The organism is Streptomyces nymphaeiformis, assembly GCF_014203895.1.
In the GTDB taxonomy this organism is placed as follows: domain Bacteria; phylum Actinomycetota; class Actinomycetes; order Streptomycetales; family Streptomycetaceae; genus Streptomyces; species Streptomyces nymphaeiformis.
On sequence record NZ_JACHJY010000002.1, the window covers coordinates 47,320 to 61,231 of the forward strand.

General features: G+C 74.9%; 9 protein-coding genes. 3 read left to right on the forward strand and 6 right to left on the reverse strand.

What is annotated here, in order from left to right; genetic code table 11:
- Positions 1–74 precede the first annotated feature (74 nt).
- The 5 genes from GGE06_RS06265 to GGE06_RS06285 all read right to left on the reverse strand — a co-directional run bounded on the left by GGE06_RS06265 (position 75) and on the right by GGE06_RS06285 (position 8,559).
- On the reverse strand, positions 75–1,088 hold the full coding sequence (locus tag GGE06_RS06265) for a radical SAM protein (RefSeq protein ID WP_184930206.1): 1,014 nt from the start codon (positions 1,086–1,088) through the stop codon (positions 75–77).
- A 9-nt stretch (positions 1,089–1,097) separates the two neighbouring features.
- Positions 1,098–2,309 carry a cytochrome P450 gene (locus GGE06_RS06270; protein WP_184930207.1) on the reverse strand — a complete coding sequence of 404 codons (1,212 nt, stop codon included), beginning with the start codon at positions 2,307–2,309 and terminating at the stop codon, positions 1,098–1,100.
- Between the two features lie 22 nt (positions 2,310–2,331).
- The gene (locus GGE06_RS06275) at positions 2,332–4,107 is read right to left on the reverse strand and encodes an ABC transporter ATP-binding protein (RefSeq protein ID WP_312883038.1); all 1,776 of its coding nucleotides are present in this window, start codon (positions 4,105–4,107) and stop codon (positions 2,332–2,334) included.
- A gap of 176 nt (positions 4,108–4,283) precedes the next feature.
- Complete coding sequence (gene lanKC, locus GGE06_RS06280; protein WP_184930208.1) at positions 4,284–6,890, reverse strand: class III lanthionine synthetase LanKC; 2,607 nt, start codon at positions 6,888–6,890, stop codon at positions 4,284–4,286.
- 46 nt (positions 6,891–6,936) lie between these two features.
- Entirely contained in the window at positions 6,937–8,559 is a 1,623-nt protein-coding gene (locus GGE06_RS06285; protein WP_184930209.1) for a cytochrome P450, read from the reverse strand.
- A gap of 166 nt (positions 8,560–8,725) precedes the next feature.
- On the opposite strand from GGE06_RS06285, the gene GGE06_RS43360 reads away from it, so the two are divergent.
- Entirely contained in the window at positions 8,726–11,554 is a 2,829-nt protein-coding gene (locus GGE06_RS43360; protein WP_184930210.1) for a helix-turn-helix transcriptional regulator, read from the forward strand.
- A 36-nt stretch (positions 11,555–11,590) separates the two neighbouring features.
- Here the strand turns inward: GGE06_RS43360 and GGE06_RS06295 are convergent, their stop codons facing one another.
- Positions 11,591–12,049 carry a Crp/Fnr family transcriptional regulator gene (locus GGE06_RS06295; protein ID WP_116157482.1) on the reverse strand — a complete coding sequence of 153 codons (459 nt, stop codon included), beginning with the start codon at positions 12,047–12,049 and terminating at the stop codon, positions 11,591–11,593.
- Between the two features lie 228 nt (positions 12,050–12,277).
- On the opposite strand from GGE06_RS06295, the gene GGE06_RS06300 reads away from it, so the two are divergent.
- Both GGE06_RS06300 and GGE06_RS06305 read left to right on the forward strand, forming a co-directional pair.
- Positions 12,278–13,033, forward strand: a complete 756-nt coding sequence (locus tag GGE06_RS06300; RefSeq protein WP_116157481.1) for an amino acid ABC transporter ATP-binding protein — start codon at positions 12,278–12,280, stop codon at positions 13,031–13,033.
- Positions 13,034–13,063: 30 nt separating this feature from the next.
- Positions 13,064–13,912, forward strand: a complete 849-nt coding sequence (locus GGE06_RS06305) for a glutamate ABC transporter substrate-binding protein (RefSeq protein ID WP_116165181.1) — start codon at positions 13,064–13,066, stop codon at positions 13,910–13,912.

Consider the following 13,912-nt stretch of genomic DNA (forward strand, 5'->3'; position numbering starts at 1 on the left):
GAGTGTGGATGCGGGATGGTGCGGTGCTGCACCTCCACCGTACCGCCCGGTAGCCGTCGGCTGCCCGGCAGCCGTCAGCCGCCCGGGACGAACGCCGTCCGGCGGGCGATCCGCCGCCGGTCGGCCTCCGTGCCGAAGCGGAGGTCGATCGCCCGCGTGGCCTCCGCCCACTCCCGCATGGTCCGCACCCGGCCCAGGGCCTCCCGGACGAACGGGTCGTGCCAGCGGGCGACGGCCCGCCGCCACAGCTCCGCCGGGGGATCGGTCAGGACGTTCCCGACGGTCCCCTCGTACGCCGCCATCGCCCGCACCGCGCCGTCCGGTTCGATCTGCAGCACGGGCAGGCAGACGCCCGCGGCGATCAGGTCGGGACTCATCCGCAGGGCCAGGTTGTCCGTGCTCGTCACCCGGACGCCCGGCGGCGCGAGCTCCTGGAGCCGCCGCCCGTACTCCGCGCTGCCCAGGAGCCGTACCCGCTCGTCGTCGAGCAGCTCGTGCTCCGCGAAACCCGGCCGGCTGGCGAGCCCCTCGGGGACGACCGCCCCGAACGACACCTGCCCGAGGTCCGGGAACCGGGGCGCGACGGCGGTCAGGAACTCCTCGACCTGATGGGCGTTGCTCCGCATCACCACGTAGTCGACACCGATGCTCGCCCGGACCCCGGCGGTCAGCAACTCCAGGGCGGCCACCGCCCGGTCGAAGGAGCCGCGCCGGCCGCGGATCCGGTCGTGGACGTCCGCGGTGGCCCCGTCGAGGCTCACGCTCACGGCCGAGAAGGCGTCGACGGCGGCCTCGGCGGAAGCCCGGTCGAGCGTCCAGCCGCTGGTGAACAGCGACACCGGCACCCCGGCGGCCGTGAACCGCTCCGCGACCGCGAACAGTTCCGGCACGAGCAGCGGTTCGCCCCCGGCCAGGCACACCCCCTGCGTCCCCAGGGCCAGGATCGCGTCGGCGGCGCGCAGCATGTCGTCACCGGAGAGGCGACGCGCCGGGCGCCGCCCGGACTCGGAGTAGCAGTGCGTGCACCGCAGGGGACAGGCGTACGTGATGTCCCACAGGACTTCCAGCGGGTGGTCGGGGATCTCCACGGCGGCTCCTCAGCGCTGTACGGGTTCGTGGTCGCCGTCCGGGGCCAGGACCACCCGGAGGCGTCGTCGTTCGGGCTCCTCCCCGGTGCCCGGAGGCGGCTCGGCGAGGGCGAGGCGCGGGAAGCGGGCGAGCAGGGTGCCGAAGGCGATCCGGAGCTCGGCGCGGGCGAGCGCCGAGCCCAGGCAGTGCTTGTGCCCGAGCCCGAAGGCGAGGTGGGCGTGGGGCGCGCGGTCGGGGTCGAAGCGGTCCGGGTCCTCGAAGCGGTCCGGGTCGCGGTTGACGGCGGCGAGCGCGCAGTGCACCCCGCCGCCGGCGGCCAGCGGGGCGCCGTCCACCTCGGTCGCGGCCCCCGCGTAGCGGGACGCGAGCGTCGTCGGCGTGACGTGCCGCAGCAGCTCCTCGACGGTGGCGTCGAGCCGCCCGGGGTCGGCCCCGAGCCGCTCCCAGTGCTCCCGCCGCCGAAGCAGCAGCTCCAGGCCGTCGGTGATCAGCCGGGTCACCGGACGGTGGCCCGCCACGAGGACGAACCGGACGGCGGCGAGGGCGTCCTCCCGCAGCAGCTCGGCGTCCGCGCCGCCCTGCCGGAGCATCGCGCTGATCAGGTCGTCCCCGGGCTTCTCGGCCCGCTCCCCGATCAGGCCCTTCAGGTACCGGGACAGCGCGTGGCCCGCGCTCTCCGTGACGGTGCTCGCCCCGCCGTACTCCGCGATCCAGCCGTACAGATAGTCCCGGACGTACCCCCGGTCCTCCCGGGGGATCCCCAGGAGCTCGCACAGCACCGCCACCGGGAACGGCCGAGAGAACACCCGCACCAGGTCGACGGCCTCGCCCGGCGGCACGGCCGCGAGCAGCAGATCGGCCTCCCGCTGGACGCGCGGGACGAGCGCCGCGACCCGGCGGTGGGTCAGATGACGGGAGACGGTACGGCGCAGCCGGAGGTGCTCCTCGGTGGGCAGGAAGAACAACTGCTCCTCGTCGCAGGCCTCTTCGTCCGCGCCGGTGCGCATGGACACGGCCAGCGGATGCTCGCCGCGCAGGGCCGGTTCGACGAGGACGGCGGCGGCGACCTCGTACCGGGTGACCATCAGACCGTCCTCGCGGCCGCCGAGGCTGACCTCCACCGTGCCGCTCTCGCGCAGCCGCGTCAGGGCCGCGTGGTCCCTGAGCATCTCCGCACCGATCACGGGCGGCCGGCCGGAACCGGCGTACGGGCATTCCATCGGGCGGTCCTCCTTCCGGACTTCAGGGGGTGGGTTCGAGGAACTGGGTCGCCGCCAGCTCGGCGTAGAGCGGATCGCCGGCGAGGAGTTCGGCGTGGGTGCCGACGGCCCGTACGACACCGCCGTCGAGCACCACGATCCGGTCCGCCATGGCGACCGTGGACAGCCGGTGCGCCACGATCAGGACGGTCGTCGTCCGTGACACGTCGGCGACGGTGTCCCGCAGCGCGGCCTCGTTCACCGCGTCCAGCTGCGAGGTCGCCTCGTCCAGGAGCAGCAGCCGGGGGCGGCGCAGCAACGCGCGGGCGATCGCCACGCGCTGCCGCTGACCGCCGGAGAGCCGGGTGCCGCGGTGCCCCACGAGCGTGTCGAGGCCCTCCGGCAGGCGCTCCACCAGCTCGTCGAGGCGGGCCGTGCGCAGGACCCGGTCGAGCTCGGGCCCGCTCGCGCCGGGCCGGCCGAGCAGCAGGTTGTCCCGCAGGGAACCGGATACGACGGGCGCGTCCTGCTCCACGTAGCCGATGAGGGAACGCAGTTCCCGCAGGTCCCAGCTGTCCAGGCGGCGCCCGTCGAGGAGGATGCTGCCGGCCGAGGCCTCGTAGAAGCGCTCCAGGAGCGAGAAGAGGGTGGTCTTGCCCGCCCCGGACGGGCCGACGAACGCGGTCGTGCCCCGGGACGGCACGGAGAAGCTCACCCCCCGGTGCACGGGCGGCAGTTCGGGACCGTACCGGAAGTGCACGTCCCGGAACTCCAGGGAGGCCGGTACGGGGGAGACGGCGGGTTCCGGACGCGGCGCCCGGCCCTTCGGCTCGGCGCGCAGCGCCTCCGTCTCGCGGATGCGGTTCACGGCGGCCGCGCCCAGGTGGTACTGGCTGACGCCGCCGACGAGTTGCTGCACCGCGGGCACCAGGTAGAACACGTACATCAGGAAGGCGATGAGCCGGCCGACGTCCAGGGCGCCGGAGGCGACCCGGCTGCCGCCGATCGCGAGCACGGTGAAGAACGCGGTCTGTACGGCGAGTTCGGCGGTGTTGCCGGCGAGCGCGAGCCACTTCGCCGCCCGCACCCCGGCCCGCCAGGAGCTCTCGGCCGCCTCGTGGACGGCGGCCTCGGCCCGGTCCTCCGCCCCGGAGGCCTTCACCGTGCGCAGCGCGCCGAGCGCCCGCTCCAGGGCCGCACCGACCAGACCCACCGACTCCTGGGCTGCCGTCCCGGCCTCGTTGACCCGGACCATGACCGTGCGGACCACCCAGCCCGCGAGGAGCAGGACGCCGAGCGTCACGCCGGTGAGCACCGGGTCGAGCAGGCCCATCAGCGTCGTGGTCACGACCAGGGTGAGCGCGCCCATGGCGGTGCCGACGAGCGCGTCGGTGGTGACCTGCCGGAGGAGCGCCGTGTCGGAGGTGACCCGGGCGATCAGGTCGCCGGGCTCGGTCCGGTCGAACTCGCCGATCCGCAGCCGCAGGAGGTGCGAGGAGAGGCGCCGCCGCGCGGTGAGGACGACCGTCTCGGCGGCCCTGCGCAGCACGTACTGCGCGACCGGACCGGCGAGCGCCGTGACGGCGACGAGGGCCGCCATCGCCCACAGCACGCCGTCCAGGGGCCGGTGGTGGGTGAGTCCGTCGATGAGCCGCTCGGCCACGAGCGGGATCGTCAGTCCGGCCGCGGTGGTCAGCAGGCTGAGGAACCCGCCGAGGGCGAGCGCCGGCCAGGAGGGGCGGACGTGGTCGAGCAGGACGCGCCGGACGGAGGCCGCGGGTTCCTCGTGAGGGAGGTCGGGACGGGACGGTGTGTTCACGGGATTCCTCGAAGCGGGTCGGGAGGGTGTGTCGGGGCCGGGGTCCGCCGTGGGGGACGGACCCCGGCCCCGGACCCGTCAGCAGGTGCTCTTGTAGGAGGTCACGATGCTGTTGCACGGGTGCGCGGACTCGGCCTCGCCGAGCGACTGCAGCTGGAGAACGCAGGCCATCTCATTCACCTCCCTCCGTGTTCCGGAAGCGGCTCCCCGGTCGCGGGCGCCCGCAGATCGAGGAAGGGGACGATCGACGCGTTCCGTTCGAACGCGACGCCGAGGGCAACGAGCACTCCCGCCGAACCGCTGTCCAGGTCCATGGACAGGCGCAGGAGCTGGTTGCCGGGGAAGGCCGGGTGGCCTTCGTGGGAGACGGCGTGCCAGGACAGCCGCCGGACGTGCTCGCGCACGTGCGGCCGGTCCTCGGGCACGTCGAGGAGACCGAGGGTGGTGATGACGCCGGCCCGCCCCATGAACAGCGCGGGATGGCGCACGAACGGCGCCCGGCAGGCGTGCCGCACCCCGGCGACGACCCGCGCGAACTCGGCGGCGTCGGGGTCGGCCGCGGCATCGGGATGCGCGAGGTAGCGGGCGAGGACCAGCGCGAGACCGCCGCTGCCGGGCCCCAGGTAGACCAGGTGCCGGTTGCCGTACAGGAGCCGGAAGCCGCCGTCCGGGAGGAACTGGCCCCGGTCCGTCTCGCGGCGCAGCGCCGTCCGCGCCAGCGCGAGATGCCGGGGGTCGCCGGTGACCTCGTGGAGCCGCAGGAAGAAGTACGCGACTCCCGTGAGGCCGTGTTCGAGCCCCACGCGCCCCGTCGGCGGGAACATCGGCGAGCCCTCGCGCCCCAGCTCCGCGGCGAGCGCCTCGCCGATGCCGAGGGCCTCCGCGCGCAGCTCCCCGTCGCCGGTGAGCGCGGCGAACCCGAGCAGTCCGAGCCCCGCACCCGCGAGACCCGAATGCAGCCCGGGCGCCCGCAGGCCGGTGTGGAGCGCGCGGGCCCGGTCGAGCACGTCCAGGGCCTCGTCGCGGCGCCCGAGCGCGTCGAGCGTCGCCGCCACGCCGTGCAGACCGTCCATCAGGCCCGGACGCGGCTCCCTCGCCCGCCGTACGGCCGCGGTCAGCCACTCCACGTACTCCTCCGGCACCTCGGCGCCCGCCCGGCGCAGCGCCCAGAGCACCCCGGCGGCCCCGGACGCGACCGTGAGGCCGCCGGTGCCGAACTGCTGGGGGTCACCGGGGAAGAGCCGGTCCGTACGCCCCGGGGTCGCGCTCGCGCGGATCCCGGCGACGAGCGCCTCCCGGACGGCGGGCCAGTCCTCCGGCGCCCCCGCGAGGAGCCGGGCCGCGGTGTCCTCGCCGAAGGGCTCGCGGCCCTCGCCGAGTGTGCGGACGAGCCGCGCGCCGAAGCCCTCGGGCAGCGGGAAGTGCGCGGTGATGACGTCGGTGAGGGTGGCGTACTTGACGGGGTCGCGCTCCTGGAGCGGGTTGATCGGCAGGAACATCCACTGCCGCAGGCAGTTCAGGGCGTACGCGTCGGCCTCCCGCCCCGACATCCCCTCGGGAGCGGTGAAACCGGGTGCGCCGAGCGCCGGAGGCTTCGGGTCGTCGAGGTCGCCGGCGATCTCGAAGTCGATCAGGGTCACGCGCCCGTCGGGGCGCAGGATGACGTTCGCCGGATGCAGGTCGGCGAAGCGCACCCCGCGCGCGTGGACGGCCATGAGCGCCCGGTCCACCTTCGCCAGGACGCCGGTCGCCCACCCGGTGTACTCGGCGAGCCACTCCGGCGAGGGCTCGGGGCTCCCGAGCGGGTACCGGGCGAACACCTCCTCCAGGAGCGTCTCGCCCTCGACGTACTCCTCGACGAGGAAGTGGTGCTCCCAGACGACCAGATGGCCGAGGACCCGGGGCACGCAGTCGAGGCCGTCGAGACGCTCCAGGACCTCCCGCTGCCGGGTCAGCCGGGCGACGGCGTCGGCGCCGTCCCGGTCGAGCCCCGCGTGCGGCCGGGCCTCCACGAGGACGACGTAGCCGCCGCCGTCCCGCGGCCGGGCCAGGTAGACACCGCCGCCGTTGGAGAAGTGCAGCGACTTCTCGATCAGGTACGGGAACTCCTCCCCGCCCGCCGTGCGCCGCTCCACCGAGTCGCGCAGCACCTCCGGGACCGTCACCCACTCCGGCACCGTGAAGACCGGATCGCGCCGGTCCGGCACCAGCGAGCCGTCCGGCGCCCGCACGGCGTACACGAGCTCGCCGCCGGGCCCCGTGTACGTCAGCGGGATGAACGCGCCGTACCGCACGTACACGGGGGAGTCCTCGTACCGGACGTCGCTCAGGACGTACGGGCCAGTGAAGCCCTTCAGGAGGGCCGCGAGCTCCGGCAGCACCTCGGCGAGGACGGTGTCGTCCGCCGGGTACAGGGTGAGGAGCTTGCCGCTGCCGCCCCGGTCGGCGTACTTGCTGTTCAGGAGCCGCAGCGCGGCCCCGCTGCGGAGGAACTTGAAGGTCACGCCACGGGCGAGACAGAACGCGGAGACGAGGTCGCACACGGTCTCCGCGTCGGCGGCCGCGGCGGACACGTGGATCTTCCAGCCCTGCTCGGGCAGCTCCCCGCCCTCGGGCTCGACGACCGTCCACAGACCGTTGGCGCGACGGCGCCAGCCGGGCGGACAGGGCCGTCGGCCGGCCTCGAACAGACTGTCCTCGTCCCGCATGTGCCACGGCGGTTCGAAGAAGGCCGGATCGGCCTGACAGTAGGCCATCAGCTCCGGAATCGTGGTGGCTTCCATGCGGACGTCTCCCGTGCGAGAAGGAAGGAAAAGGGGAAGGAGGGGGCTACGCGCGGTGCTCGGGGCCCAGGACGACCGGCAGCGCGAGCAGGTACCGCACCCGGCTCCTGCGGTAGTGCAGCTCCCGGACACCGGGCGCCAGGTCCAGGCCGGGGAACCGGCGGGCCAGGGTCCCGAGCGCCGTGCGGACCACCGCCCGGGCGAAGCCGGCACCGAGACACGCGTGCGGGCCGTGGCCGAAGGAGGCGTGGGGGTACGGGGCGCGCCCCGGGTCGGGACCGTCGTGCTCCCCGGGGCACACGGTCGGGTCGTGGTTCGCGGCCGTCAGGGAGGCCAGGACCCGGTGCCCCGCCGGGATCCGGACGCCGGCCGTGTCGACCGGTGCGACGACCCGGCGCGCGAACCCCACCGGGTACGGGGTGACATGGCGCAGCAGTTCCTCGGTGGCGGGACCGGCGACGGCGTCCGGGTCCCCGGTGAGCAGCCGCCACCGGTCGCGGTCGGCGAGGAGCGCGGCGACACCGTTCCCGAGGAGCGTCGTCGTCGGACGGGCCCCCGAGACGAGCAGCAGTCGCGCCGCCGCGATCACGTCCTCGTCGCGGAGGGCGTCGCACATCCTGCCGAGAAGGTCGTCGGCAGGCCGCTTCCGCCGCTCCGTGACGAGACCGCCCAGATACGCGTCGACGTCCTCGTGCGCGGCGGGCGGCGGTGTCGGGACCCGCCGGACGAGCCAGTCGGCGAGGTACGGCCGGTCCGGTTCCGGCACGCCCAGGAGCTCACAGAGCGCGGCCACGGGCAGCGGGACCGCGAACGCGGCCACCAGATCGACCTCCCGGTCCCGGGGCAGCGCGTCCAGGAGCCCGTCGGTGACCCGCCGCAGCCGGGGCACGAGCGAGTCGACCCAGCGCGGGGTGAGGTGCCGCTCGACGAGCCCGCGCAGCCGGCCGTGCTCGTCCGCGCCGACCGTGATCGTGTCGGCGTCCCCCGGATGGAGGGCGGCCGACTCCCGTGGCTGTGGCCGGTATCCGGCCGTCGTCGCGGTGTCCCCCCGGAGCCCCGGATCGTCGAGGACCGCCCGCGCGGCCTCGTACCCCGTGACCACCCAGGTCGGTACGGAACCGGGGGAGGCGAGCCGGTGGACCGGCCCCGCGCCGGCGAACCGGCGCATGACCGAGGGGTCGTGGAGGTCCGCGGGGGAGAGCCCCCGATGGCCCACGGGCCGCCCCTCCTCGGCCGGCCCCCGGCGCAGCTCCCCGAGGAACCGCTCCACGGCCCGCCCGGACTCGTCGTCCCGGCCCGGCAGCACCAGGACCGGACAGGCGAGACCGGGAGGCGGGACGTCCGCCGCCGGAGGCTCCGGGGCCAGCGCCACCACGGCGGCCGCCCGCTCCGGATGCCGGTCCGCGAGCGCGAACACCGCGCCGCAGGCCCGGCCCTCCGCCACGAGGACCATCCGGTCCGGGCTGTCCGGCGCCGCCAGGAAGCCCGTGAGCCGCGCGGTCCATCCGCCGTCCCCGCCCCCCGTGGGCGGGGTGAGCGTCCGGACCCGCCAGCCGGCCCGCACCGCGAGCGCTGCCAGGCCTTCCCGGCCGGTCGCCCCCGTACCCGTACAGCCTGCGCCGAGGAGCACGAGCTCCCCGGATCCCCCCGACGCCGGCACGGCGCTCATGTCGTACTCCCCCCGAAGCACTTCCGACGACCGGCGGGCTTTCGGTCGTGGTGCCCGCCTGTCGCATAGCCTCCGCCGACGGGGGGAACGGCGACAGAGTGGACACCTACTCAAACCCCGGCGGACACCTACTCAACGGACAAGCGGCCCAAGGAAGGAGAAGGGGGTGGGGACGCCGGTGACGGGCGACGGAAGACCCCCGTCCTTCTCCGGTCCGCTCCCCTTCACCGGGCGCGACGCCGAACTGGAGCGCCTGCGCGGCGGGTTGCGCAGGTCCGGCTGCAGGGGCGTCGTCATCACGGGGGAGGGCGGGGTCGGGAAGAGCAGGCTCGCCGTCGAGTTCGCCGACGAGGCCGCCGCGCACCACCGGACCGTGCGGCTCCCGGTGAGCGAGGCCGCCTCGCACGTCCCCCTCGCGGCCTTCGCCCCCCACCTCACGGGCCCCGCCGGCCCCGGCGAACTCGGCGCCCACTTCCAGGAGTTACGGCGCCTGCTGGCCGCCCCGGCAGGCCGGCCCCGGGCGCTGCTCCTGGTGGACGACGTCCACCACCTGGACGGTTCCTCGCTGACCCTGCTCTCCGCGCTCGCCACCGACGCGGCCACCGCCCCGGCACCCGGGTTCTTCCTGGTCGCCACCCTGCCCCAGGACGCCGACTGGCCCGAGGCGCTGCGCTCGCTCTGGCACCAGGACGCCGTGGAGCACCTCCGCGTCGGCCCCTTCGACCGGGCCACCACCGCACGCCTCCTCGCCGGCACGCTCGGCGCGCCCGTCGCCGCCCCCGTCGTACGGGCCCTGTGGGAGGCGGGCCGGGGCAACGCGCTCTGGACCCGGGAGATCCTGCGCGCCGCCGTACGGGAGGGCACCCTGCGGCCCGTGGACGACGTGTGGTGCCTCACCGGGCCGCTGGACGACACCCTGCTCGACGCGCCCGCCGAAGGGCGCTTCCGCGGGCTGCCCGAGGACCGGCGGACCCTGCTGCGGCTGCTCGCCCTGTGCGGCCCGCTCGGGCTCGACGACGCCCTGGCGCAGGTCGCGCCCGCGGCCCTCGCCGCGCTGGAGGAGGAGCGGTTCGTCACGGTCACCGAGGACGACCGGCGCAGCCGCGTCCAGCTGGCCCACCCCTGGCACGCGCTGCTCCTCCGCCGGGGCACCCCCCGCCTCCTCGCCCGCGCCCTCCTGCTCGAACAGGCCGGGCGCGTACGGGAGTACGGGGCGCGGCGGCGCGGGGACGCGCTCTCCCTCGCCCGGTGGGAGCTCGACGCCACCGGCACGGCCGACCCCGACCTCCTCGTCCGCGCGGCCGGGCACGCCCTCGACGACGGCGACGTCGACACCATGTGCCGGCTGGCCCGCGCCGCCCTGGTGCAGGGCCCGCACGTCGTGGCCGGGCTGCTGCTCGGCGAAGGGCTCGGCCAGCGCGGCGAGTTCACCGAGAGCATCCCCGTCCTCGAACGGGCCTTCGCCGAGGCCCGTACCCCCGGCGAGGTCGAGTCCGCGGCCGCGGCGCTCTCCCAGCACCACCTCTACGGCCTCGGCGACGCGGACGCCGCGTTCGGGGTGCTGGGCCGGGCCGCCGACCGCATCGGGACCCGGCCCGCGCTCACGGCCTGCCGGGCCACGCTCCTGAGTGCCGTCGGCCGCAACGACGAGGCCGCCGCGGTCCTGGCCCTGGGCGAGGGCGCCGACCCGAAGCCCGACGGTGACGACGGCGGGTGGACGCAGGCGGACGTGCTGCTGTTGCAGGCGCACCTGCGGGTGCGGCTCGCCGGAGGGCGGGTCGAGGAGGCGGCACGGACCGGCCGCCACGCCTACGCCGTGCAGTGCGGGCTCGCCGACCGGTGGACCGCCTACTACCCGGCCCGCAGCCTGTACCTCGTGGCGGCCGCCCTCCTGGAGTCGGGCCGCCTCGACGAGGCGGAACGCACCGCCCTCGAAGGCCAGGAGGCCATGCGGGACGCGGTCCCCGCCCTCACCGTCTGGTTCGCCTGGGTCAGGGGCCGCATCGCCCTCGCACGCGGCCTCGTCACCGACGCCCTGTCCCACTTCCGCGAGGCCCGGGCCCTGGCCCGCCTCTGCGGCCAGCCCTTCGCGGAGCAACGGGCCGTGGCGGGCCTGGTCCTCGCCGCGGCCCAGAGGGGCTGCGTCCCTCCGGAGGCGGAGGAGCTGGCACCGGCCTGCGCGCCGGAGGACCTGACGCCCGCCTGGGGGCCTCGGCCGGACCCGCTGACGACGGCCGCTCCGGCGTCGCCGACGCGGGCCACCGCGCCGACAGCGCCCACCCGGACCCCCGGCGCGCAACCGAGCCCGCCCGCCCCCTCCCCGTACACCCCCCTCTGCCAGACCGACACCCTCCGTGCCCACGGCTGGGTCCTCCTGCTGCGCGGTGCCGACGGGCCCGCGCGGGAGCTGATGCTCGGGGCCGCGCGGGCGGCGCTCGGCCGGGGCGAGGCCACCGTCGCGACGGCGTTGCTGCACGACGTCCTGCGCTGGGGACCGCCGGGTGGCGCCGTCGCCGGCGAACTGGTCTCGGCGGCCGCGCTCGTCCAGGGGGCGCTCGCGGAGGTGCGCGCCGCCCACGCGGCGGCCGTGAACTCCGCGGACGGGCCCGATCCGGCCGCCCTGGAGGCCGTCGCCGAGCGGATGGGCGCGCTCGGCCTGCACCTGTACGCGGCCGAGGCGTTCGCGGAGGCCGCCGGGGCGTGGCGGCGCCAAGGCCGGGCGGCGAGCGCCGCCCGGGCCGCCGCCCGCGCCCTCGCGCTGCGCGGCCGGTGCCAGGAGGCGGCCACCCCGGCGCTCGCCGGAGCCGCCGCGGCGGTCCCGCTGAGCGCCCGGGAGCGGGACATCGCGCTGATGGCCGCGCGCGGCCGCACCAGCAGGGAGATCGCCGAGACGTACGTCCTGTCCGTGCGGACCGTGGAGAACCACCTCGGCAGGATCTACCGCAAGCTCGGCGTCACCGGACGCGCGGACCTGGCGGCCGTCCTGCTCGCCTGACCGCCCCGAGGCCCGCGACCCGCCCCGGGTCGCGGGTCAGGCCAGCACACCGCTCCCGTGCGGGGCGTACAGGTCGAGCAGACGCACCCGGGTCACATGCAGGCGGTGGGCGAGGATCGAACCCACCCAGAAGATCACCGAGGCGCCGAACTCCGGGTCCGAGTGGCACATCGACCGCACGGCCGGCGCATCGAACTCGTACGCCCGGACCGGCGTCATCGCCTCCGCCCCCGACTGGCACAGGTACGGCGGGAACAGCCACGACAGACCGACCAGCTCGCCGTGGTGCAGGGTCTCGATCACGGGCTGCCCCCGGCCCGGGACCTTCGCGTCGAGGGTCACCGCGCCGGTCTTCACGATCCAGAACCGGTCGGCGTGCTGCTGCTCCTCGAAGAGGCGGTGGCCGGAATCGAAGTACACGTCCTCGGCGAAGGCCATCAGCCGCTCCCGGTGCTCCGGCGGCAACGTGCTGACCTTGGGTGCGGCGATGCTCATGGCGGACCCTCCTCGCGCACTCGGCTCCCACCCCCAGTGTGGGCCCGCCCGTCGCAGCGCGCAGGGTCCGGTCCGCCGGGCGGGGCACGCCCGGGGCCGGCACCCCGCTGCGTACCGGCTTCCTCACCCTCCGTACGCCCGTCGTCCGGAGTGCGCCGGGCGGGTGGAAGGCGGAGCATGAACGTGAGGAGGGAGCGGCAAGCGGGGGGCGTGACCCAGGAGGGTGCCATGCCCGTCCCGGACGGAGGCGACGCGCTCGTCGTACTGCGCGGGGTCGACAAGCACTTCGGCACCCTCCACGTCCTCCAGTCCATCGACCTCACGATCCACCGCGGCGAGGTCGTCGTCGTCATCGGGCCGTCCGGCTCGGGGAAGTCGACGCTGTGCCGGGCGATCAACCGCCTGGAGACCATCGACGCGGGCGAGATCGTCGTCGACGGGCGGCCGCTGCCCGCCGAAGGACGCGAACTGGCGGCCCTGCGGGCCGACGTGGGCATGGTCTTCCAGTCCTTCAACCTCTTCGCGCACAAGACCGTGCTCGACAACGTGACCCTCGGGCAGATCAAGGTCCGCAAGAAGGAGCGGAAGAAGGCCGAGGAGCGGGCCCGCTCCCTCCTCGACCGGGTCGGTGTCGCCTCGCAGGCGGACAAGTACCCGGCGCAGCTCTCCGGGGGCCAGCAGCAGCGCGTGGCGATCGCCCGCGCCCTCGCCATGGATCCGAAGGTGATGCTCTTCGACGAGCCGACGTCCGCACTCGACCCGGAGATGATCAACGAGGTCCTGGAGGTCATGCGTCAACTGGCGCGGGACGGGATGACGATGGTCGTCGTCACCCACGAGATGGGCTTCGCCCGCTCCGCCGCCAACCGCGTGGTCTTCATGGCCGACGGACGGATCGTCGAGGAGACGACCCCGGACGAGTTCTTCCACAACCCGCGCAGCGACCGCGCCAAGGACTTCCTCTCCAAGATCCTCCACCACTGACCTGCCAGCCCAGCCCCAGGGGTGATCCTCATGAACCCGCTCAGGACCAGCAGGGCCGTCGTGGCCGCCGCCGCGGCCGTCGTCCTCTCCGTCACCTCGACCGGACTCGCGAACGCCGCGGCCGGCGCGCCGCGGGACAGCGGCGACAACGGCAAGATCGTCGTCGGCATCAAGTTCGACCAGCCCGGCATCGGCCTGAAGACCCCCGACGGGAAGTACACCGGCTTCGACGTCGACGTGGCGACCTACGTCGCCAAGCAGCTGGGGCACGACCCGAAGGACATCGAGTGGAAGGAGGCCAAGAGCGCCGACCGCGAGACCCTGCTCCAGCGCGGTGACGTGGACTTCATCGCGGCCTCGTACTCGATCACCCCCAAGCGCGCCGAGAAGGTCGACTTCGCGGGTCCGTACCTGCTCGCCCACCAGGACGTCCTGATCCGGGCGGACGACGACTCGATCAAGAAGCCGTCCGACCTCAACAACAAGAAGCTCTGCTCGGTCACCGGCTCGACCTCTGCGCAGAACGTCAAGGACAAGATCGCCCCCAACGCCCAGCTCCAGCAGTACGGCGGCTACTCCGAGTGCCTGACCGGCCTGGAGAACGGGGTCATCGACGCCGTCACCACCGACGACGCGATCCTCGCCGGGTACGCCGCGCAGCCCGAGTTCAAGGGCAAGTTCAAGCTCGGCGGCTTCAAGATGAGCAACGAGAACTACGGCATCGGCGTCCAGAAGGGCAGCGACCTCAAGGCCAAGATCAACACGGCCCTGGAGAAGATGGTCGCCGACGGCTCGTGGCAGGCCGCAGTCGACAAGAACCTGGGCCCGTCCGGCTACCAGAACGAACCCGCCCCGAAGATCGGCGTCATCGTCCAGTGA

Coding starts and splice junctions, on each gene's coding strand:
- GGE06_RS06285 (WP_184930209.1), bottom strand. CDS start 8,559: ATGAGCGCCGTGCCGGCGTCGGGGGGATCCGGGGAGCTCGTGCTCCTC.
- GGE06_RS06295 (WP_116157482.1), bottom strand. CDS start 12,049: ATGAGCATCGCCGCACCCAAGGTCAGCACGTTGCCGCCGGAGCACCGG.
- GGE06_RS06305 (WP_116165181.1), top strand. CDS start 13,064: ATGAACCCGCTCAGGACCAGCAGGGCCGTCGTGGCCGCCGCCGCGGCC.
- GGE06_RS06270 (WP_184930207.1), bottom strand. CDS start 2,309: ATGGAATGCCCGTACGCCGGTTCCGGCCGGCCGCCCGTGATCGGTGCG.
- lanKC (WP_184930208.1), bottom strand. CDS start 6,890: ATGGAAGCCACCACGATTCCGGAGCTGATGGCCTACTGTCAGGCCGAT.
- GGE06_RS06300 (WP_116157481.1), top strand. CDS start 12,278: ATGCCCGTCCCGGACGGAGGCGACGCGCTCGTCGTACTGCGCGGGGTC.